The following is a 21,287-nucleotide window of genomic DNA, read 5'->3' as shown; positions in this document are numbered from 1 at the left end:
CAATTTAATCAAGGACTTAATTTGCATTTTGACGGTACTTTGTAGGTGATACACCGGTGTACTTCTTAAATGAAGTGGAAAAGTAATAGATGTTTTGAAAGCCAACGTTCAGTGCAATATCTTCCACTGAAGCATCCGTGTTCAACAGCCATTGAGCCGCCTCTTCCATTCGGTACTGCATTAAGAACTCCGCTGGCGATAAGCCGATTGTCTGCCTTAAAACACGCACAATGTAGTTAGGACGCGCGTCAAAATGTTCACTTAACGTGGCAGCAGTAATCTTCTTATTAAAATTCTTCTTAAGGTACTTTTGAATCGATAAGGACAGCTGCGTTAACTCGTTCTTGGCATTATCCTGAGTCTGCAGGCAAGCCAGTAATTTAATAAACTGTTCCTGTGCTTCAAAGAATTGCTTTGAATTACAGTTGAGTTCTTTTGAAACTAAATGGTCTACCATCGAATAGACTTTTTTAGGCTCATCAACCGGGCGATGCTGCATTAAAAATAGTGTCTGTACCGGTACTGGTGGATGAAGCATTAACGTTTTCATGGAATTTTTCGCCGGCGTTAATGACGATTGGACGTGCCAGTCACCGGCAACATAGGCGTAGATCCAGTCTAGTTTCACTGTTTCCTCATCGGCCCACCACATGTACTTATGGTAACCCGGAGTCATGATGAAAACTTCTCCCTCGTCAATCTGCTGTTCCACGCCGTCTTGAACCATGCTCAGGCGCCCTTTGCGCACGAAAGCGAACACAAAGTACTCCAAGTGAACCTGGTTCATCTTATTGTCATCTGACTTAATTTCGGCCTGGCGACCTTCAATAAAAGTCGGTAATGGCAGACAAGACAGCGATATATATGCAGTCTGTGTCATGCTCCGTTCCTCCTAACAGCATCCGCTATTCTTCGAAATTATCTGAAAACACATTCATAGATTTATAAAAACTCCACCCTTATTTTAACAATATCAGACAGGTTATAACAACCAAAAAGTGTTACTAAATCCGATATTTTTTCCGATTTAGTAACACTTATTTATAATTATTATTATTCAACAAAATTCCGGATCACTTTTTGAACCGCTTGATTGTCCGCAGATTTACCAACTGTGATTCTTAGCCAGTCCGGGCCTAGACCGGTACGAATAAGGTAGCCTTGACGCAGAAGTTCTTGGCTGAGCTGTTCCGCCCTGTCAACTTTGAAAAAGACAAAATTGGTCTGTGATGAATAGCTCTTTAAATTAAGTGCTTTAAGGAAGGCCAGCCATCTTCCCCGTTCATCCGCAACCTGCTTAACCACTCGCTGGATAAATTGCTGATCCGCATAAGCAGCGTTTGCAGCAATTTCTGCAAACGTACTTAAATTATACGGTAACCGTACTGTTTGCAATATCTTTGCCAACTTTGGGGCAACAACCGCAAAGCCAACCCGAAAATTAGCTAAACCGTACACTTTGGAGAAGGTTCGTAAAACAACCAGGTTATCAAATTTGGGCAGCAAATCTACGACTGATGCCCGCTTTTCAACCGTTACAAAATCAATATAGGCTTCATCAACCACAACGGTAACTGACTTTGGCACCTTAGTCATAAACGTTTCAACCGCTTGGTGAGTCACATACGTCCCCGTTGGATTATTAGGATTGCATAGCCAAACCATGTCAGTTGCTGGCGTAATTGCTGCCAGCATGCCATCTAAATCAGTGTAGCCTGAAGAATCGACGGGCACATTCACGATCTTAGCACCCTCAATTTCAGCGTGAAGGGCATATTCAGAAAAGGTTGGCTGTGTCAGCACCACTTCATCCCCAGTAGTTATCAGCGTACGGGACAATAGTTGAATAATTTCATCCAAGCCGTTGCCGAAAACCAACGCCTCCGGATCAACTTTTAAGCCTGCAACAATGTTGTTTCGCAAACTGGTAACTTCACTGTCAGGATACCGATTTGCATCCGTGACGCCCCAGTCCAAAATGGCTTGAGCAACTTTTGGCGACGTACCCCATTCGTTTTCGTTGGCCGATAACCGGACCAGTTTAGTTAACCCCTGCTCCTGCTTAATTTCAGCAATCGTTTTTTCTGGAATATACGGTTTTAGGTTTTTAATCGCTCTTTTAACCATTCATACGCCTCCTACAGGTCCTTAATATCCCGACGTTCTTTGGTTTTACTCATTAGACCTTCACGTTCGGCAAGTTCCTTTTTGACCTGATCGACACTAATGCCCCGGTCAACCATCAGAACTAAAACGTGATAGGCCAAGTCAGCAACTTCGTAAACAAATTCATCATCGCTGTCGTTTTTAGCCGCCACGACAACTTCCGTGGATTCCTCGCCGACTTTCTTCAAAATTTTATCCAGGCCTTTTGTAAACAGGTAATCAGTATATGACCCTTCCTTAGGATTCTTTTTACGGTCTAAAATTAATTGGTAAAGTTCATCTAAATCTTGCATATTATTTTCCTCCTGCTGAATTAAGTTCGATATCCCGGTAAAAGCAACTGGTGTGGCCCGTATGACACGCCGGACCAGCCGGATTAACGCGCACTAGTAAGGTATCCTCGTCACAATCAATCTGCATTGCAACGATATCCTGGGTATTTCCGCTGGTTGCCCCTTTGTGCCAAAGTTCTTGACGGCTGCGGGACCAAAACCAGGTCTGCTTACTCTCCAAACTTAGCTGATAACTCTTAGCATTCATGTAAGCCAGCATCAAAACTTGCTGCGTCTTATCATCCACCACGATGGTCGGAACAAGGCCATCTGGATACTTATCAAAATTAGGTTCCAACGTCATCGTACTGTCACTCCATCCTTCTTCAACGCTCGTTTAACGTCCGGAATCGTAAACTCACCAAAGTGAAAAACGGAAGCAGCTAAAGCCGCGTCAACATCCGTTTGCTTAAAAACATCGTTAAAATCACTGATCTGCCCGCAGCCGCCTGAAGCAATAATGGGTACGTTGACAGCTGCTGTCAGTGCCTGATACAGCGGAATGTCAAAGCCGGTCTTGGTTCCATCCTTATCCATGCTGGTCACCATCAGTTCGCCAGCTCCGGCAGCAACACCCTGTTTGGCCCACTCAATGACATCCCGGTCAGTCGCTTCACGGCCGCCATTTACATAAACGGTGTACCGCTGTTTTTCAGAATCCCACTTACTATCAATGGCCAACACGATACACTGAGCACCGAACTTTTCGGCACCTTCAGAAATTAATGAAGGATCACGGACCGCCGCCGAATTCACGGCAACTTTGTCCGCACCAGCCTTCAGCAGCCGATGCATATCGTTAACGCTGTGAATGCCGCCACCGACAGTCAGTGGCATAAATACCTGGCTAGCCACTTTTTCAATGGTATCCACGATGGCGGGTCGCTTTTCGTTGGTCGCAGTAATATCCAAGAAGACCAGCTCATCGGCACCCTGTTTTTCATAAGCAGCCGCAATTGCCACCGGGTCACCGACATCGGTTAAATGAACAAAGTTAACGCCCTTTTTTACCCGGCCGTGATCAACATCCAAACACGGAATAATTCGTTTAGCCAGCATCAGCGGACACCTCCGCCAACGTTGTTAATGGTAAATCACCGGTCGCCATGGCCCGGCCGACAATGGCAGACTTAATTCCGGCATCAGACAAATTTTTTAAGTCGTCAACCGTGGTCACGCCGCCAGAAGCAATCACTTCTGTACTTGGAAACTTTTGCTGCAGTTTCCCAAGCAGCTTTACGTTCGGACCGCTCAGCGTACCGTCCTTCGTGATATCCGTTACCACAAAACTCGTCACGCCGACAGCCACCATGGAAGTCATCAACGTGCTCATGACAACATCGCTTTCTTCAAGCCACCCGGAAATGGCTACCTTGCCATCCTTACCGTCAATACCAACAACGACCTGATCATTACCAAACTGATTCACCGCTTCTTGGACAAGTTTTGGATCCGTTAGCGCGGCGGAACCAAGGATCACCCTTGAGACACCGCTGGTCAAGTATCCGTTGATCTGAGCCAACGTTCTGATACCGCCGCCAACCTCAACTTTTAAGTTTGTTTCAGCACAGATCTGTTTGATGAGATCCCGGTTCACTGGCCGGCCGCTTTTAGCACCGTCTAAATCAACTAAGTGCAGTCGTCTTAAGCCGGCTGTTTCAATTTGCTTTGCCTGTTTTAACGGGTCTTGCGAAATCAGTGTTATTTGGTCAAAGTCGCCCTGATACAGGCGGACGCTCTGCTGATTTCTTAAATCAATTGCGGGAATAATTTCCATTAGATACCAACTCCTTAAACGCTGCCAGACCATTTAAGCCGATCCGGCCGCTCTTCTCTGGGTGAAATTGCATACCGATCACGTTTTGATTACGTACGATACTGGGAATTTTAACGCCATAATCACTTTCAGCTAAAACGTACCGCGGCTGAGTTTTGACGTAGTAGGAATGAACGAAATAGGTTGACTCCTGATTGAAGCCACTAGCAATTGGGTCTTGTTGAGTCACTATATTCTGGTCCCAGCCCATGTGCGGTACCTTAACACCGAGATTTTCGGGAATGGCAACGACTTCACCAGGAATCAAGCCCAGCCCTGCCGTTTTACCAAACTCAAAGCTGCGGTCAAACAGCAATTGCATGCCTAAACAAATTCCCAAAATAGGCATCCCTTGTTTGGCAGCCTGTTGAATAACGGGAATCAGGCCGCGCGCTTTCAAAGCCTCAACCGCTTTTCCAAACGCACCGACTCCTGGCAGAACCAGTCCGTCTGCTTTTGAAATCACTTCTGGGTCAGCTGACAGCGTATTTGGAATCGCCAAAAAGTCCATGGCTTTTTTCACGTTACGGGTATTACCCGTGTCGTAATCAATAATCGCAATCATTAAATCACTCCTTTAGTCGATGGCACCCCTTTGATTTCCGGATTAATGGTCACTGCTGCCCGTAGCGCACGACCTAACGCCTTAAACAAGGTTTCAATTTTGTGGTGCGTGTTTCTGCCATACAGTACTTCTGCGTGCAGGTTCAATTCGGCGTTAAAGGCAAAAGCCTGGAAGAAATCTTCGGTAACTTCGGTATCGTAATCACCGAGTTTCGGGTTGGTCAGTTCTGCTTTGAACACCAGGTAACTGCGCCCTGACAAATCGATCACCACTCGGCTTAGCGTTTCATCTAAGGGAATCAGTGCCGAACCAAACCGCTCGATACCAACTTTGTTGCCTAATGCCTGCTTCAATGCCATCCCTAAAGCAATCCCCACATCTTCAGTTGTGTGGTGAGGGTCAACGTTCAGATCACCATGGGCTTTTACGATCAGGCCAAACCGGCCGTGGCGGGCAAAGGCATCCAGCATATGGTCCAGAAAGCCGATACCGGTATCAATTTTGATCGTATCGTAATTATCCAAATTTAAACTCAATTCAATTTGTGTTTCGTTCGTATTGCGCTTAACTGTTGCTTCTCTCATCATGAGCCCCCTTAGTTAAACCGTGATTCAACGGCACGTGCGTGAGCTTCAAGACCTTCGACTCGTGCTAACGTTGTAATAGCCTTTTCTTCCTTCTTCAAAGCCTCTCTTGAATAGGTGACAAACTGTGTCCGCTTAACAAAGTCTGAAACCCCCAGCGGTGAGAAGAACCGTGCTGTCCCGCCAGTTGGCAAAATGTGGTTAGGACCAGCAACGTAGTCACCAACGGGTTCTGAAGCGTTGAAGCCTAAGAAGACAGAACCAGCGTTTTTAATTTGATTGAGGTACTGCATCGCATCTTCCAGCTCAACCTCCAAGTGTTCTGGGGCAATGGCATTCATAACGGTGAAGGCTTCATCAATGTTGTCAACCACGGCAATGAACCCCTTGTTCTTAACGGAAGCACTGGCAATTTCTTCACGAGGTAGAGTCTTCACTTGACGGTCCATTTCATCACTGACAGCTTCAGCAAATTTTTCACTAGGCGTTACCATCATTGGACGCGCCATCTTATCGTGTTCAGCTTGAGAAAGTAAATCAGCGGCGACTTCTTTAGGGTTGGCTGCGTCATCCGCGATCACCCCGATTTCCGATGGGCCGGCGATCATATCAATATCAACTTGGCCGAAGACCTGTTTCTTAGCAACGGCAACGAAAATGTTCCCAGGGCCCGTAATCTTATCGACACGAGGAATACTTTCAGTCCCGTATGCCAAAGCAGCAATGGCCTGCGCACCACCAACTTGATAGATTTCATCAATACCGGCAATCTTAGCAGCGGCTAAAACGGCTTGACCGATCCCATCTTTTTGTGGTGGCGTCACCATAACAATTTTGCCAACACCAGCGAGTTTAGCGGGAATGACGTTCATCAAAATAGATGATGGATAAGCGGCAGTACCGCCGGGAACGTATAAGCCAACGGCAGCCAGAGGTGTAATTTTCTCACCGCGGACAACGCCCTTTTGTTCTGCGTCTACGAAGCCATTTTGAATCTCCTTTTTGTGATAGCTTACAATGTTATTCTTCGCTAAGTTTAGAGCATCCAGTAAGTCCTGATCCGCATTTTCATACGCAGCATCAATGTCCGCTTGCGGCACTCGGAGGTTGTCTAATTCAACTTTGTCGAATTTACGACTGTATTCCTTTAACGCTTTGTCACCGTTCTTGATGACATTGGCAATAATTTCTGAAACGGTGGCTTCAACTTCAGGCTGGTTCGCCTGCTGGTCAGTTTGACGGTCAACTTGTTCAAGCAATTGGTCTAAGGTTTGGCTTTTTAAAATTTTCATTATTCATTCACTCCTAATTTATTTTTGGCTTGTTGCAAATTTTCGACTAAAGTTCTGATTTCTGAATGGTACTGTTTCAACGCTAACCGGTTCACCACCAGTTGCGTACTTACCGGCTGCAGTTCCGCATAAACATGAAGGTTGTTCTCCCGTAACGTTGTCCCCGTTTCTGTAATATCAACGATGGCATCAGCTAAACCAATCAATGGTGCCAGCTCCACTGAACCCTCGATTCGAATGATCTCAACGTCTTCACCGATACTTTGAAAGTAACGTTTGGTAATGTTGGGATACTTGGTTGCAATGATCTTCCGGCGAACCTGCTGGGGATCAAAGTCACTGGTGGAGGCTAGCACGAAACGGCAACGACCAACGCCAAGGTCCAACATGGCGTACTGCGTATTATTCTGTTCAGCTAAGATGTCGCTGCCGACAATACCCAGATGGACGGAACCGCTATTAAGATACGTGAGAACGTCGGAACCTTTGACCAGGATCGTTTCGTACACCGGATCCTCATCGAAAATCAACCGCCGGCCCTTATTGCGAATGCCGCTGCAGTCGATGCCGCTGGCTTCTAGTAACGGCACGACTTGCTGTTCCACACGGCCCTTAGTTAAGGCAATCTTGATTGGCATTTACTCACCTTCTTTCGTCAGGTCTATCAGCTGCTTATTATTGCTGACTGCGATTCGATTGGCTTCTTCACGGCTATCTGCCAGGCATAAGCTACTGTTAGGCGTTTCTTTCAGCACCTTTTCAGCTTGCTGCCATTGATTTGAATTGAAGTAGATCAAAGTCTGTTTAGCAGTTTCCGGTAATGGTACCCGGTCAGCCAGCGCATCAACGTCGAAGGCTAACCCAACGGCGGGCTCTTTGATCTGCTGGAAACTGGTGAGCAGATCATCGTACCGACCACCACTGAATAGATAATCCGAAGCGTTTTGCGTATATCCTCGAAAAGCCATGCCAGTGTAGTAAGTCTGTGGCGATGGGATGCTCAAGTCGAGCACCACCCGCTGATCTGGCGCCATCTGGTTGATAAACTGGTTAACTGCATTCAGGTTATCAATCACCGCCTGCACCTTCGGAATCTTGGGTAACCGTTGAACCACTTTCATCACCGTATCAAAATCACCGAAGAGCCACGGCCATTCACCCAAGAAGTCACCAAACTCAGTGTCTGCTAAGAGCTCTGAAATCTGATTATAAACAGTAAGGTTCTTGGCAAATAAAGCTTGCTTAAGTGCGATCTTAGTCGGTTTGGGTACCGGTAAGGCTGCCAGTACATCTTCAACAAACCGAGCGTCACTAAGTTCCAAGGTCATTTCCTTGATCCCCGTAGCTTGGCAACCTGCCAAGGCAATCGTTAAGCATTCCAGCTCACCTTTGATGCTGCTGTATCCAACGAGTTCAATGCCGGCTTGAGTGACCTGGTTGTAACTGCCTGACAGCTGCTTCTTTACCCGAAAAACGTCACCGCCGTAATACCACTTGGCGGGCAACTCGACCCCCGTTGTACTCATCATTCGGGCTACCGGCAAGGTTAAATCTGGTCGCAACACCAGTGCCTCACCCTGTTCATCAAGCAGTTGATAAGGTCGATAATTATCAAGGTTCAGTGGTTTGAAAACATCCGCGTATTCCAGGATCGGCGTGGTTAGTTTAGTGAAGCCCCGCTGCTTAAAGATTGAAAAAAGCTGGGTAGAAATATTTTCCTTAACAGCGGCTCGCGGACCAAATTCATCTCGAGTCCCGCTAGGTAAATTTCGATTTTTAATCATGCTTGCTCTCCTTCCTGATAAACAAAAAATCCTCGCAAACTAATCTAGTTAGTTTACGAGGACGATTTAAATCGCGGTTCCACCTCAATTTGTCGCCACCTCACGATGACGGCCTTACGTTGCCAATAACTAGTCGTTGAAGAAACTTCAAGAACAGTTAAGGCAACCCTGATAACGCTAAACATGCGGAGCAGCTTACTTTAATTCAGCTGATCAGTTCATAGAGGTGTTTCGTTGTCCCAATCACCCGGATTCCATCAGCCCAGGCTCTCTTCACATTGGTGTTCAACTACTTTTTCTAATCACAACTTATTTTGTCATTCAGTTTTAATTGTTGTATATAATCTAACACCAAATTTTAATTTGTCAACGTAATTTCTAATTATTCGGCCGATTATCGATGACATTTGTGCAGTCGATCCCAATCTAATCGTATTTCCGCCAATTAAAATTATTTTTTATTGATCATTGCCATCAACGTATGATAACCGTGACCGACTTCTTTAATACTGTGTGCGTCACTGCCATAAACTAGTGGAATCTGCATCAGCTGAGCTTGTTTTAATGTGGCGGCATCGGGATACGTTTCATTACAAAACTCCTTATATAAACCCGCAGCATTGTAATCGAGTTCGTTATCCTGCTGTTTGATTGCCTTCAGCAAGCCTGTAATCACCTGCAAGGTTTGTGCATCATAACCACGGGGCAAGCCAAAGTAATCCTGAAACTTTCTAATTAAAGTAATATGGCCGATTCGCTTGGGTGCATACGGTCCAAGGTCGGCGTTAACGGCTTCAGTAACCGCTCTGAAATATTGGCGGTATAACGACTGACCATTCTCTGCATGCTTCAGCAATCCCTTTTCAAAATCAGCAAGTGTGTCATCAACGCACCAGAAACGATTATCTGCTCCCTGCATAAAGTGAACGGACAATACGTTGTCAGTAGTCTGCGGCCCATATTCGTTTAGAAAATCACGCGTCCACTGCACATGATGGGGTAAAAAATCAACTTCAAAGCCGACATTGATATGAATTTGTGACCCATACTTATCTTGCATCCGTTGAATCTTTTTAAAGTACGCAGGTAAATCATTCATTGCCATGGAAGCTTCCGTATAGCCCGTTTCCTGCCCGGCATACTCTTCTTTGAAGGCCGCTGGCAACGGTGCGTGTTCAGTCACGCTGTAACTTTCAAACCCCAGCCGAATCGCCTTTTGAATCATCAATTCCACATCATCGCCACTGCCATGGGGACAGAATTCGGTGTGTGAATGACCATCTTGCTTCAGCATAAGCATCCCCCTAAACTTTATTTGCTCTAGTTGTACCACATTGTAGAGTGAATATTGGCATTTACAAGATTTTTAATGGCAATCATGTCGTTAATTACATATAATTCTACTTACGGTAACCCGCAAGTCGTGACATTTCAAAAGAATAATGACTATAATGAATAAGATCATCTCACCGTTTTATCATATTGAAAAGTTGCCACTAACCATTTTTTAAGAGGAGGAACTATTGTGGGACTTACAAAACCCTTTTTAGATCAAATCAGTACTGATTCAGTGCGCGGACCGTTAAATTTAATCACTGATGTACCAGGCGTCTCAGTTGGTCAAACCACCTTTAACGGCGGTACCCATCACACGGGTATCACGGTGGTCCAGCCAGCCAGCGATAACGTCTTCTTAAACAAGCTGCCAGCTGCCGCTCACGTGATCAACGGCTTCGGCAAAAGTACTGGTTTAGTTCAAATTAACGAACTTGGTACGCTGGAAACACCCATCGTGCTGACCAATACCTTCGCGGTTGGAACCGCTGAAGCCGCACTTGCCGAGGACATGATGGCACAAAATTCTGACATTGGCGATACCACCAGTACGGTCAACCCGGTGATTATGGAGTGCAACGACGGTGACATCAATGACATTCGCGACGTCTTCATCACTAAGGAGGACGTTTTGAATACGCTGCACCATACTGGCCAGTCATTTGACGAGGGTACCGTTGGCGCAGGAGTTGGCATGAGCTGTTATGATCTAAAGGGCGGCATCGGCTCAGCCAGCCGGGTCATCAAAATTGATGGTAAATCATTTACAATGGGTGCACTGGTGCTATCCAACTATGGCTTTTTGCGTGATTTGGACATTTACGACGTGCCAGTTGGTAAAAAACTAGATGCGTTTAAAGCGGAAAAAAAGCAAAAAGAAAAGGGCAGCATCGTCACTATTCTGGCAACCGATATTCCCTTCAATTCGCGTCAATTAACCCGGATCGCCAAACGAGCCAGCGTGGGTATCACCCGGACTGGTGCATTTATTGGCAACGGCAGCGGCGAAATTGTCGTCGCCTTTTCGACTGCTAACCGGATTGCGCACTATCCCAAGAGTGAGTTGACAACCCAAAACGCTATCACCGATGACAAAATTGACCGTTACTTCCGCATGACCGTTTCGGTAGTTGAAGAAGCCATCTTAAGTGTGTTAACTCATGCCACAACCGTGACTGATCGTAAGGGTAACCCCCGCCTCAGTCTCCACGACGCTTTGCAGGCTTATCAAGCCGAACATCACGATCCAGACATTGCCCGTTTGCAAACTCAACTAGGCATTTAATCAATCGCAATCGCCCAGTGTCTGGCATCGTACGCTGTTTTAAACCGGGTTAAACTCAACCAATAACGACCGTCAATTGGATCCGAAACGTGCAGTAACTCACCGAAATAACCGTCAACTAACACAGCGTGATTATTGCTGAGCGCCTGTCCAAATGAATATTGCGACCATTCCGGTGTTTCAAAGCCCACGGTGACGTATGCCACCACGGGCTTTTTTTGTTGTAATAAAGCTGGCAGTTCAGCAGCATCCAGACCACTGACATCACTGACTGGGGCATATTTTTGCGCCCACGCCACTAACGGTTTAGGAAAAATGGCTTCAAAGTGCCCAGCAACGTCTTGGTCAGGCTCACCACCAAAGCCATGGTAAGGATTAAAATCAGCAGCTCTTGGCATTTCTTTGAGAAAACTCAAGTAGTCAAACTCCGCTGCGTACCCCTTTACGTGCAGACCCTCTAACAAGGCGGCCGGTTCACAGCCGTTTGGCATCCCGCACCAGCTTTGATTAATGTTTTCAGCATTCAAACTAAATGGCTGCTGACCACTTTTAAGCGCAGTTTGCCACAAATCAGGATCCAGTGTCACCGCATTTTTTAAAATATAATGACCATTATCTAGCTGATAAAAATGTTCTCCCCGATCATCCGTTACCTCTCGAGTAACTTTAACAGCCGTTAAAGTACCCGCATGTGTGACTTGTATGCCATCAGCAGCCAAAATTGATGCCTGATCCTGAATGACACAGCCAGTCCGCTGCTCAGGCTGATGCGGTGCTAATTCTATCCGGCTTGCCATGAGTTCACCTCGTCGATTACTGCCTGAACCATTTTCTTTGATTGATCGTTAAACAAAGTTGGTAAATTATCCAAGTCAAAATACTTAACCTGCTTCGTTTCGTTAGTCACGTGATCCAGCGGCTTCCCGCCCGTTTGCCGAACTAAATATAGCGCTGTGATCAGCTGTGTCTGGTCACCATTAGGATAAGTATAGAAATCCTTATCAAATAGCTGAAGCAACTTGACTGGTTCCACTTCTATTCCAGCATCCTCAAGGTATTCTCGCTGACAGGTTTCCGCAAAACTGGCACCAAATTCCATGTAGCCGCCCGGAAAGCTCCAGTCGCCAGTGTCAGCCCGTTCCTGCAATAACAGCCGATTGTGATCATCCAGCAGCGCACCAGCTGCGGTGTTAAGGATCATTGGCCGGTGCCCTACTAACGCCCTTACTTCGTGAATATAATCTGCCATAAAACCATCCTTTCAAACTCAGTATTTGGTTTTATTATAGCAGTTTCGTTGCTGGCTGTACCTGTTTGGCAATGCTTTTAAAGATGTAGCCAAACCCGCGAACCGTCTTTAAGCACTGGGGGTTCTTGGCATCATCTTCGATGAGTTTGCGCAGCTTACTGATGTGTGAATCAATGGAGCGAAGTGTTGAATCACGGCCATTGCGCCAGACACCTTCAGCAATTTGAGCCCGCGTTAGAACGACATTTTCATGTTGCATGAAGTAAACCAGCAACCGAAAATCAACCGGTCCCATACTCAGTTTGCGGCCGTTCACGGTAATCGTATAGTGCCGGAAGTCCACCTGAAGCTGACCCGTATTTAAAACTTCGTGACTTTCTTCTTGCGGCAAATAGTAGCGCCAAATTTTCTGCTGAATCCGTGCTCGCAGCTCACAGTTGGCCATTTCTAGGGAAAGCAACTCATCAAAATGAAACCTTTCAAAAACGTCACAGACCATTGCTAATTCCAGCTTCTTTCGGTGAATTGCCAGTAACGGGCCACGAAATTGCTGCCGCATCAACACCAAGTTATCAATATGCTGATTCAGTGCGAAAAAATGGTCGAGGTCAAAGATTATTAAAGTTTGCGGATCACGGTTTAATAAGAAGTCTGGTAAATAAGTGGGGCTGCTAATGACTTGCCAATCGGTCATAATCTGCTTCAGTCGATTTAAGAGATTAGCGTTATCACTAATCAGTAAAATGCTTCTTTCCATGAGGCTTCCTCTTTTCATTTCGGTTGTTACCATAGTTATCCCACGTTTCTGCAACTAACAAAACCCGTTTTACATAAACTTTACATGACCTATACATTAACTTTACGCAGACCTTTTATACTGACCTTGTGCTTAGGAATTAACCATTCCAGGACACAATACTTTTAAAGGGGAATATGCTCATGCATAAGAAAACATTGATTTCCACGTTAGTTGCTTTTAGTCTTGCCGGCCTACTATTAGGAGGTTGCAGCTCCAAGTCAAGTCAGAAGTCATCCTCTGACAACACGAAAGCTGCAAAGGTCACCAAGATTACAGCGGTCGGCTCAACCGCGCTTCAACCGTTAGTTGAACAAGCTGCACAAGACTATCAGGCTTCAAATAAGAACGTAAACCTCACCGTTCAAGGTGGCGGTTCAGGGACTGGATTGAGCCAAGTTCAACAAGGTGCGGTTCAAATCGGGAACTCTGATATTTTTGCAGAACAATCATCAGGAATCAAAGCGAATAAGCTTGTGGACCACAAGGTAGCCGTGGTGGGTATGGCACCTGTTGTTAATCCCCAAACCGGTGTAACCAACGTATCCATGGCACAATTACGAGACATCTTTACTGGCAAGATCACTAACTGGAAGCAAGTTGGCGGTAAAGACCAAAAGATTTCAGTAATCAACCGTGCCCAAGGTTCTGGTACTCGAGCAACCTTTGAAAGTGCCGTACTTGAAGGCAAGAAGGCCGTTACTTCCCAAGAACAGGATTCTAACGGTACCGTTCAAAAACTGGTTTCATCAACTCCGGGTGCCATTAGCTACCTCGCTTTCTCTTACGTTAACGACAAAGTTAAAGCCCTCTCCATTGATAACGTCAAACCAACTGATAAAAACGTCACTACTAACAAGTGGACCATCTGGTCATACGAGCATATGTATACTAAGGGCCAACCAGCCAAGGCAACTGAAGGTTTCTTAAAGTACATGAGTTCTGACAAGGTCCAAGGCAGCCTCGTTAACAAACTTGGTTACATCAGCATTCATGATATGAAAGTAACCAAGAACGCCAAAAACGTTGTTACCAAATAATTAAAATTTAAACCTAACCATTAGCGGAAAATCAAGCAATCATCGTGAGTCTTGATTTTCCGCTTATCTATGGCGTACCAGCACGAATTTCATCGTTCCTGCTGGCTTTGAAACAAGTGCATTGTGATATAGGAGGACTCGTTATGGATGAGATTCAAAAGAAGTTAACCGCGCCTTCCAAAGCGTCGCGAGAAGACGTTACCGGTCGAATCATCAGCTACACTTGCATTGCAGCAATCATCACCCTTGTTATCAGTATTCTGTACTTCATCACTTCCCGTGGAATTGCCACCTTTACAACCAACCACGTTAACCTCTGGCAGTTCTTATCTGGCAAAGAATGGAACCCAGGGTCGCTGAATGCTAAAGGGCAGCCGCAAGTTGGTGCGCTGCCGATGATTGTCACATCTTTTAGTGTCACAATTCTGGCAGCTCTGGTAGCCACCCCATTTGCCATTGCGGTGGCGCTCTTCATGACTGACATTGCGCCTAAAAGCGGCGCCAAATTTCTCCAGCCGGTGATTGAATTACTAGTCGGAATACCATCCGTTGTTTATGGTTTTATTGGTTTAACCGTGGTCGTTCCCTTTATTCGCCATCTCTTTGGGGGTACAGGATCGGGTATCCTAGCTGGAACGATTGTACTATTCGTCATGGTACTGCCGACGATCACCTCATTAGCTGTTGACGCCTTACGTGCGGTTCCCGCGTACTTTCGCTCTGCTTCCCTGGCATTAGGTGCCACTCGGTTTCAGACAATCTACAAAGTCCTTCTACGCGCTGCCATGCCACGTTTGCTGACTGCCGTTATTTTCGGTATGGCCCGAGCGTTTGGTGAAGCATTGGCCGTTCAAATGGTCATTGGTAACGCAGTGCTGATGCCGCATAATCTGGTAACGCCAACGTCAACCTTGACCAGTCAGTTGACCACTAATATCGGTAATACCATTATGGGCACCTTACCTAATAACGCACTGTGGTCACTAGCGCTTATCTTGTTGTTAATGTCCTTAGTATTTAACCTACTGATTCGCTACATCGGAAAGCGAGGCGAAATTAAGTCATGACACCTAATCAAACTGATCGAATCGCTACCCAGATCATTAATTGTCTGGTTCTCATTGTTGTTCTGATTTTATTTTTCTTGCTCGGCGACATTATTTTGAGCGGTTTTCCCCACATTAGCTGGCACTTTTTAACTTCACCATCCAGCTCATTTAGTGCCGGTGGCGGGATTCGTGATCAACTGTTTAACTCTCTGTATCTGTTGGTCTTAACGCTGATTATTTCGTTTCCATTAGCCTTGGGATCAGCTATCTACTTATCCGAGTATGCCGGCAATAATTGGCGGACCGGCTTGATTCGAACTGCTATCGAAGTCCTCAGCTCACTGCCTTCAGTAGTTGTTGGCTTGTTTGGCTATCTTCTGTTTGTCATTGAGTTTCACATGGGCTTCTCCATTCTTTCCGGTGCTATTGCGCTAACTTTCTTTAACTTACCACTGTTAGTGCGTAGTATTGAAGGCTCGCTTCACGCGGTTCCTGACAGTCAGCGAGAGGCCGGAATTGCCCTGGGACTTTCCAACTGGCGAACGATTCGGGGCATCATATTACCAGCCGCTTTGCCTGGTATCCTAACCGGGATCATTCTTAGTGCCGGACGGGTCTTCGGTGAAGCTGCCGCTTTGATTTACACGGCGGGGCAAAGCGCGCCAGTCCTGAACTACTCAAACTGGAACCCAACCGATAGCAGCAGTTTTCTTAACCCCATGCGACCGGCTGAAACGTTGGCCGTGCACATTTGGAAAGTTAATACTGAAGGTGTTACTCCTGATGCCGTCAGCATTTCAGCTGGTGCATCCGCTGTACTGATCATTGTTATTCTGATTTTCAACTTTGGTGCCCGTGCTATTGGTAATCACATGTTCAAAAAGATGACTGGAGGAAAGTGACGCACTCATGGAAACTTATGATTTAAGCCAAACTCACATTATCACACCGCCCGAAGAGATTGCGTTATCGACTAACCAACTGCAAGTTTATTACGGCAATAGTTCTCACGCTTCCATGACGGACGCCAGTCTGAGTTTCCCGCGGTTTCAAATTACCGCGCTAATTGGCGCTTCCGGTTCGGGTAAATCAACGTATTTACGTTCGCTTAACCGAATGAATGACCGGATTGCCCGGGTTCAAGGTGAAATTATCTACCGTGATACCAATATTAATAGTCCTAAAGTCAACGTTTATGAAGTTCGTAAACACATTGGGATGGTTTTTCAGAAACCGAACCCGTTTGCGAAATCAATCGCAGAAAATATCACTTTTGCGCTTAAGGCTGCCGGTATTACTAATCGGCAGGAACTAAAACAACGCGTGGAGAGTAGTTTGAAAGAAGCTGCTCTATGGGATGAAGTTAAAGATGACCTCAATAAAAGTGCTCTCGCCCTATCCGGTGGTCAGCAGCAGCGATTATGTATCGCCCGAGCGATTGCAATGAAACCGGATATTCTGCTGCTGGATGAGCCAGCTAGCGCGCTTGACCCAATTTCAACTACTAAGCTAGAAGTCACTCTCAAAGAATTGACTAAAAAATACACGATTATTATCGTGACACATAACATGCAGCAGGCTTCCCGAATTAGTGCTTATACCGCATTTTTCCATCTGGGACATGTGATTGAATATGACCAGACTGAGAAGATTTTCCAAACTCCAGAAATTCGAGCCACCCACGACTACGTCACTGGTAACTTTGGTTAAGAAAGGAGCAATCGTCATGCCTACAATTCTCAAAACAAAAGATGTTCACCTGACTTATGGTAAAAAAGAAGCATTGCACGGCATCAATTTAGATTTTGATGACAACAGCATCACCGCTTTAATTGGACCTTCCGGTTGTGGTAAATCAACCTTTCTTCGTTGTTTAAACCGGATGAACGATTTAATCCCCAACACTGAAGTAACTGGCAGCTTCCAGTTCCACAATCAGGATATATACGCGCCAACGACAAATTTAGTGACGCTGCGCAAGCAAATCGGGATGGTTTTTCAACAGCCCAATCCCTTTCCCTTCTCCGTATATGAAAACGTAACCTATGGCCTAAGATTAGCTGGTCATACTGACCGTAAATTCTTGGATGAACAAGTTGAACGTTCTCTCAAACAAGCAGCAGTCTGGGATGAAGTTAAAGATGATCTCAACAAAAATGCCATGTCCTTTTCTGGCGGGCAGCAGCAACGAATTTGTATTGCCCGTCTGCTGGCAGTTCAACCTGACATCATTCTGTTAGATGAACCAACTAGTGCCCTCGACCCTATTTCCAGTGCCCAAATTGAAACCACTCTGATGGCACTCAAAAAAGAGTACTGCATTATTATCGTGACCCATAATCTACAGCAAGCTTCACGAATCGCGGACCGCACAGCTTTCATGTTAAATGGCAACCTTATTGAATACGACCTTACTAGTAAGATGTTCACCAAGCCCGCTAAGCAGGATACCAGTGACTATCTCAACGGTAAATTTGGTTAGGAGTGGAAAATAAATGAATAATATTTTTACAACCGAACTTAAAAAATTGTACTCAGTCTTTAATCAAATGGGTGACGCGGTCAGTGAACAGATCGAACAGGCCACTGAATCTTACATCAACCATGATAAGGTAGCTGCTCAGGCGCTGGTTCAGCAAGATAATTCAATCAACCGCAACGAAGTTGATTTGGAACAGCAGGCGCTCACTTTAATGACACTGCAGCAGCCTGTTGCAGATGATTTTCGTAACGTCATTACGATTTTAAAAGCCAGTTCGGACTTGGAACGAATTGGTGACCACGCTACCGGTATCGCCTTGGAAACCATTAGAGTCAAAGGCTCACAACGGGATAAGGAGCTGGAGAAACAAATTGCTGGCTTAACTCAAATGATTCGAGTCATGCTAAAAGAAGCACTGACCGCTTTTCAAAGCATCGATATGAAACAAGCACAGGCAGTTGCCAACCAGGATCAAGACGTTGATACGAAATTTGACGAGATTCGCCGTGGCATCACCCAATCGATCCAAGATGACCCTGCCGTGGCCGAAGCTGGTGCCAGTTATCTAATGGTGACTAAACTGCTGGAACGGATCGGTGATCGCATCGTTAATTTAGCTGAAGAAATGGTTTATAACCAAACGGGTGAGATCGTAGAATTAAATCAAGGCCGTTTACATCCAAATGACTGAAACCAAAAATAAAGTGTGGATCGGTTAATTTATTTTTTAACGTATAAACTGTGTTAGAGTAACGATTCAGCCGTAATTATTTCCGTAATTACTAGACAATTTCAAATAATCGGGGTGAAGTCCTTGCTATTACTACCAATAGCTGGTAAGCTTACAACTAATGTATTTAATACTTCGAAATTTTGGTACGGCGTTCGTAAGAATGACTTCCCCGATTTCTAAAGTTTCAGATACACAATATATTGCGCTATGCGCTCGGAGGTTTCACTCTTATGGAACAAGGTACTGTAAAATGGTTTAACGGCGACAAAGGTTTTGGCTTTATTACTTTGGAAAACGGCTCAGACGTTTTCGTTCACTTCTCAGCTATCAATGCTGATGGTTACAAGACTCTTGAAGAAGGTCAACATGTAACCTTAGACGTAGAACAAGGCGACCGCGGCCCACAAGCAGCCAACGTTACTGTTGCTTAATTCGTTTAAATCATACGAAAGAACTCACCGATTCGTCGGTGGGTTCTTTTTTTTGCACTGAAATACTCTCCCTAGCTTAAACGCGTCAAACAACTCAGATTACGGCCACATAGATAAACAAGCAGGCACCTCCTCAAAAAACGAAGAAGCACCTGCTTATTTTTGTCTATATTCTGGAATCTACCCGAGTTGTTTGACACTCTTACTGAATAACATTCCTATCAAACGGATCATCGCTAATACCCTTTTCAAGAATATCACGAGACCATTGCTTTGCTGAGAACAACGAGTGGTCACGGTAATTACCGCAGCTGGTGATATCCGTGCCGGGAACGTCTTCCCACTTGATATCATTAGCAATCTGTTCCAGTGAACTCTTTAAGGCCTTGGCAACTTCAGTAGTTGTTGGTTCGCCCCACATAATGAGATGGAAACCTGTCCGGCAGCCAAATGGTGAGCAGTCAATCACACCGTCCATCCGGTCACGCAATAAACCGGCTAGTAAGTGTTCGATAGTGTGCAATCCAGCAGTTGGAATTGCGTTTTCATTTGGTTGAACTAACCGCAGATCAAAGTTAGAAATTGCATCGCCCTTTGGTCCCTTTTCCACGGTAATCAAACGCACATATGGTGCTTTAACCTTAGTATGATCTAGTTGAAAGCTTTCTACTTTTGCCATAAGAATCCTCCTTGAAATTTATATCTGTGCACTCTTCATTATACCGCTGATTAGACACGACTGTCATTCATACAAATCTGGCCGTCGATCAGCAAAAACTGGCATAAAACCACGAACTTTGTCGGTAGCATTGGTATCAATCGTTACCGTTTTAAGTTCTTCTTCATGCCCTAAGTATGACACCGTATTTCCCAACGGATCAATGACAATCGAATTACCGCCGAAGCGATTATCCGGATCAGCACCGACCCGGTTAACTCCCACCACAAAGCTTTGATTTTCAATAGCACGAGCAGCCAGCAGCTTTCGCCACTGCGGCATCCGTGATGTTGGCCATTCGGCAGGTACAAAAATAATCCGGCTATCAGCTAACGACAGTGTCCGCAGCCATTCAGGGAAGCGAATGTCATAACAAATGACACTGGTAGCTGGCGTTCCCTTTACTTCAAACTGGTCTTTATGGTCACCAGCCGTCAAAAACTCATCTTCGTGCATCAGTCCAAATAAGTGTACTTTATCGTAAGTAGCCAACAACTTACCGTTCTCATTAATAATGTACGTTGTGTTATAAAATTTATTATCACGCTTAGTGGCAACTGAACCACCATGAATCATAATATGGTACTTTTTAGCTAAGGCCTGGCAAACATGAAGTGTCTGAATGCCATTCACATCAGCGATATCTTTGAAGCGCCTCAAATCATAGCCCGTATTCCACATTTCTGGGAAAACCACGATATCCGCACGTTCAAGTGCTGCTTGGGAGACAAACGATTCAATTCGAGAGAAATTCGCCGCTGGTTCCCCAAAGCTAATGTCCATTTGCGCGAGTGAAATTGTTATTTTCATTCTTCCACCTGCTACTGATAACTTGTAAAAAGTTATAGATCATTCTTGCTTCTGCCTATCCTGCCTCGCATGAAACTCGCTAATACAGTTGATATGATAGTCCACAAGCGTTAATTCCCGGCTAGCCACCGGTACATACTTTGAAACCTATGTTAGTAGGCTAGTTCAAAGTTTTCAGTATCCCTGATATTCAGAGCCGCATTAATATCACGATCTTCGGTATAGTCACAGTTTGGACATTCATACACTCGATTTTGCAGTTTTAAATCAACTTTTTTATGACCACACTGGTGACACACTTTAGAAGTTGGTTCAAAACGATTAGTCAAGTGTACCGGAATACCTAACTGCTGGCATTTAGTGATTAATTTGATTCTAAAGTTATAGAACCCCTGATAACTAATAGCTTTAGCTAAATGCCGATTTTTCATCATACCCTTAACATTCAAATCCTCTAAGGCTACCCACCGTGGTTTGGTTCTCACCACAGTGGCAATAATCTTATTATGATAGTTGGACTGAATGTTGGTTAATCGTTGATACAAGCGTTGCACTTTCCGCTGAGTTTTAGCTAGATTTAAATCAGTAGCAGATTTCCCTTCTTTCTGTCTTCTAGCTTTCAGTGCTTGATACTGACGGGACATTTTTCGTTGCAGTCGTCTAAGGCGTTTCCTAATGCTCCTTACCCGACTGCTTTTATTTTGATTATGATACAAAGTGCCATCATTTAGAATGGCAAATTCTTTTAAACCAAGGTCAATACCAATGGCCTCACCGGTCAGTTCTAACTTTGGTAATTCGGCCTGTTCTATTAAACAGG

26 protein-coding genes and 1 other annotated feature are annotated in these 21,287 nt (G+C 45.1%); of the genes, 8 read left to right on the top strand and 18 right to left on the bottom strand.

Going from position 1 to position 21,287, the window contains the following annotated elements:
• Nucleotides 1–16: 16 nt before the first annotated feature.
• From JUE95_RS12235 to hisJ, 12 genes are all read right to left on the bottom strand, one after another.
• On the bottom strand, nt 17–880 hold the full coding sequence (locus tag JUE95_RS12235) for a helix-turn-helix transcriptional regulator (RefSeq protein ID WP_203652099.1): 864 nt from the start codon (nt 878–880) through the stop codon (nt 17–19).
• A gap of 173 nt (nt 881–1,053) precedes the next feature.
• Entirely contained in the window at nt 1,054–2,127 is a 1,074-nt protein-coding gene (gene hisC, locus JUE95_RS12230; protein ID WP_203652098.1) for a histidinol-phosphate transaminase, read from the bottom strand.
• An 11-nt stretch (nt 2,128–2,138) separates the two neighbouring features.
• Complete coding sequence (gene hisE, locus JUE95_RS12225) at nt 2,139–2,459, bottom strand: phosphoribosyl-ATP diphosphatase (RefSeq protein ID WP_203652097.1); 321 nt, start codon at nt 2,457–2,459, stop codon at nt 2,139–2,141.
• A 1-nt stretch (nt 2,460) separates the two neighbouring features.
• Nucleotides 2,461–2,796, bottom strand: a complete 336-nt coding sequence (hisI, locus tag JUE95_RS12220) for a phosphoribosyl-AMP cyclohydrolase (protein ID WP_203652114.1) — start codon at nt 2,794–2,796, stop codon at nt 2,461–2,463.
• Between the two features lie 2 nt (nt 2,797–2,798).
• Nucleotides 2,799–3,557 carry an imidazole glycerol phosphate synthase subunit HisF gene (hisF, locus tag JUE95_RS12215; RefSeq protein ID WP_203652096.1) on the bottom strand — a complete coding sequence of 253 codons (759 nt, stop codon included), beginning with the start codon at nt 3,555–3,557 and terminating at the stop codon, nt 2,799–2,801.
• Nucleotides 3,547–4,275 carry a 1-(5-phosphoribosyl)-5-[(5-phosphoribosylamino)methylideneamino]imidazole-4-carboxamide isomerase gene (gene hisA, locus JUE95_RS12210; protein ID WP_203652095.1) on the bottom strand — a complete coding sequence of 243 codons (729 nt, stop codon included), beginning with the start codon at nt 4,273–4,275 and terminating at the stop codon, nt 3,547–3,549. Before hisA ends, hisF begins: the two co-directional genes overlap by 11 nt.
• Nucleotides 4,253–4,879, bottom strand: coding sequence for an imidazole glycerol phosphate synthase subunit HisH (gene hisH, locus JUE95_RS12205; RefSeq protein WP_203652094.1), 627 nt, complete (start codon nt 4,877–4,879; stop codon nt 4,253–4,255). Before hisH ends, hisA begins: the two co-directional genes overlap by 23 nt.
• On the bottom strand, nt 4,879–5,463 hold the full coding sequence (hisB, locus tag JUE95_RS12200; RefSeq protein ID WP_203652092.1) for an imidazoleglycerol-phosphate dehydratase HisB: 585 nt from the start codon (nt 5,461–5,463) through the stop codon (nt 4,879–4,881). Before hisB ends, hisH begins: the two co-directional genes overlap by 1 nt.
• An 11-nt stretch (nt 5,464–5,474) precedes the next feature.
• Nucleotides 5,475–6,755, bottom strand: coding sequence for a histidinol dehydrogenase (gene hisD / locus JUE95_RS12195; protein WP_203652091.1), 1,281 nt, complete (start codon nt 6,753–6,755; stop codon nt 5,475–5,477).
• Nucleotides 6,755–7,393 (bottom strand): ATP phosphoribosyltransferase, encoded by a 639-nt coding sequence (gene hisG / locus JUE95_RS12190; RefSeq protein WP_203652090.1) that lies wholly within the window; start codon nt 7,391–7,393, stop codon nt 6,755–6,757. Before hisG ends, hisD begins: the two co-directional genes overlap by 1 nt.
• Entirely contained in the window at nt 7,394–8,536 is a 1,143-nt protein-coding gene (locus JUE95_RS12185) for an ATP phosphoribosyltransferase regulatory subunit (protein WP_203652111.1), read from the bottom strand.
• 57 nt (nt 8,537–8,593) lie between these two features.
• Nucleotides 8,594–8,854, bottom strand: a binding site (T-box leader).
• Between the two features lie 136 nt (nt 8,855–8,990).
• Nucleotides 8,991–9,833, bottom strand: a complete 843-nt coding sequence (gene hisJ, locus JUE95_RS12180) for a histidinol-phosphatase HisJ (RefSeq protein WP_203652088.1) — start codon at nt 9,831–9,833, stop codon at nt 8,991–8,993.
• A gap of 231 nt (nt 9,834–10,064) precedes the next feature.
• Here hisJ and JUE95_RS12175 point away from each other — a divergent pair, with 231 nt between their 5' ends.
• Nucleotides 10,065–11,159: a DmpA family aminopeptidase gene (locus JUE95_RS12175; RefSeq protein ID WP_203652087.1), complete on the top strand. Its 1,095-nt coding sequence runs from the start codon at nt 10,065–10,067 to the stop codon at nt 11,157–11,159.
• Here the strand turns inward: JUE95_RS12175 and JUE95_RS12170 are convergent.
• The 3 genes from JUE95_RS12170 to JUE95_RS12160 are packed head-to-tail and all read right to left on the bottom strand — an operon-like array spanning nt 11,156 to nt 13,165.
• Nucleotides 11,156–11,956, bottom strand: coding sequence for a C39 family peptidase (locus tag JUE95_RS12170; RefSeq protein WP_203652086.1), 801 nt, complete (start codon nt 11,954–11,956; stop codon nt 11,156–11,158). The genes JUE95_RS12175 and JUE95_RS12170 overlap by 4 nt on opposite strands.
• Nucleotides 11,941–12,408, bottom strand: a complete 468-nt coding sequence (locus JUE95_RS12165; RefSeq protein WP_203652084.1) for an NUDIX hydrolase — start codon at nt 12,406–12,408, stop codon at nt 11,941–11,943. The genes JUE95_RS12170 and JUE95_RS12165 overlap by 16 nt, the downstream gene beginning before the upstream one ends.
• A 34-nt stretch (nt 12,409–12,442) precedes the next feature.
• Nucleotides 12,443–13,165 carry a response regulator transcription factor gene (locus JUE95_RS12160; protein ID WP_203652083.1) on the bottom strand — a complete coding sequence of 241 codons (723 nt, stop codon included), beginning with the start codon at nt 13,163–13,165 and terminating at the stop codon, nt 12,443–12,445.
• A 182-nt stretch (nt 13,166–13,347) separates the two neighbouring features.
• Between JUE95_RS12160 and JUE95_RS12155 the strand changes: the two genes are divergently transcribed.
• The 7 genes from JUE95_RS12155 (at nt 13,348) to JUE95_RS12125 (ending at nt 18,939) form a co-directional block, all read left to right on the top strand.
• Nucleotides 13,348–14,244 carry a phosphate ABC transporter substrate-binding protein PstS family protein gene (locus JUE95_RS12155; RefSeq protein WP_203652082.1) on the top strand — a complete coding sequence of 299 codons (897 nt, stop codon included), beginning with the start codon at nt 13,348–13,350 and terminating at the stop codon, nt 14,242–14,244.
• Between the two features lie 143 nt (nt 14,245–14,387).
• Nucleotides 14,388–15,311 carry a phosphate ABC transporter permease subunit PstC gene (gene pstC / locus JUE95_RS12150; protein WP_203652076.1) on the top strand — a complete coding sequence of 308 codons (924 nt, stop codon included), beginning with the start codon at nt 14,388–14,390 and terminating at the stop codon, nt 15,309–15,311.
• Complete coding sequence (gene pstA / locus JUE95_RS12145) at nt 15,308–16,195, top strand: phosphate ABC transporter permease PstA (RefSeq protein WP_203652074.1); 888 nt, start codon at nt 15,308–15,310, stop codon at nt 16,193–16,195. Before pstC ends, pstA begins: the two co-directional genes overlap by 4 nt.
• Before the next feature lie 7 nt (nt 16,196–16,202).
• Nucleotides 16,203–17,003, top strand: a complete 801-nt coding sequence (pstB, locus tag JUE95_RS12140; RefSeq protein WP_203652073.1) for a phosphate ABC transporter ATP-binding protein PstB — start codon at nt 16,203–16,205, stop codon at nt 17,001–17,003.
• 16 nt (nt 17,004–17,019) lie between these two features.
• Nucleotides 17,020–17,775 (top strand): phosphate ABC transporter ATP-binding protein PstB, encoded by a 756-nt coding sequence (gene pstB / locus JUE95_RS12135; protein WP_203652071.1) that lies wholly within the window; start codon nt 17,020–17,022, stop codon nt 17,773–17,775.
• A gap of 13 nt (nt 17,776–17,788) precedes the next feature.
• Nucleotides 17,789–18,466, top strand: a complete 678-nt coding sequence (phoU, locus tag JUE95_RS12130; protein ID WP_203652069.1) for a phosphate signaling complex protein PhoU — start codon at nt 17,789–17,791, stop codon at nt 18,464–18,466.
• 272 nt (nt 18,467–18,738) lie between these two features.
• Complete coding sequence (locus tag JUE95_RS12125) at nt 18,739–18,939, top strand: cold-shock protein (RefSeq protein ID WP_089108851.1); 201 nt, start codon at nt 18,739–18,741, stop codon at nt 18,937–18,939.
• Between the two features lie 202 nt (nt 18,940–19,141).
• On the opposite strand, the gene JUE95_RS12120 is transcribed toward JUE95_RS12125, so the two are convergent.
• From JUE95_RS12120 to JUE95_RS12110, 3 genes are all read right to left on the bottom strand, one after another.
• Entirely contained in the window at nt 19,142–19,618 is a 477-nt protein-coding gene (locus tag JUE95_RS12120) for an S-ribosylhomocysteine lyase (RefSeq protein WP_203652067.1), read from the bottom strand.
• A gap of 63 nt (nt 19,619–19,681) precedes the next feature.
• Nucleotides 19,682–20,467: a carbon-nitrogen family hydrolase gene (locus JUE95_RS12115; RefSeq protein ID WP_203652065.1), complete on the bottom strand. Its 786-nt coding sequence runs from the start codon at nt 20,465–20,467 to the stop codon at nt 19,682–19,684.
• Nucleotides 20,468–20,619: 152 nt separating this feature from the next.
• Nucleotides 20,620–21,287: RNA-guided endonuclease InsQ/TnpB family protein (locus JUE95_RS12110; protein WP_203652063.1), on the bottom strand; the 668-nt coding region annotated here is incomplete at its 5' end.

It is taken from the genome of Secundilactobacillus yichangensis (genome assembly GCF_016861565.1).
GTDB classification, from domain to species: Bacteria; Bacillota; Bacilli; order Lactobacillales; family Lactobacillaceae; genus Secundilactobacillus; species Secundilactobacillus yichangensis.
This window is presented reverse-complemented; position numbering and strand designations above follow the sequence as displayed.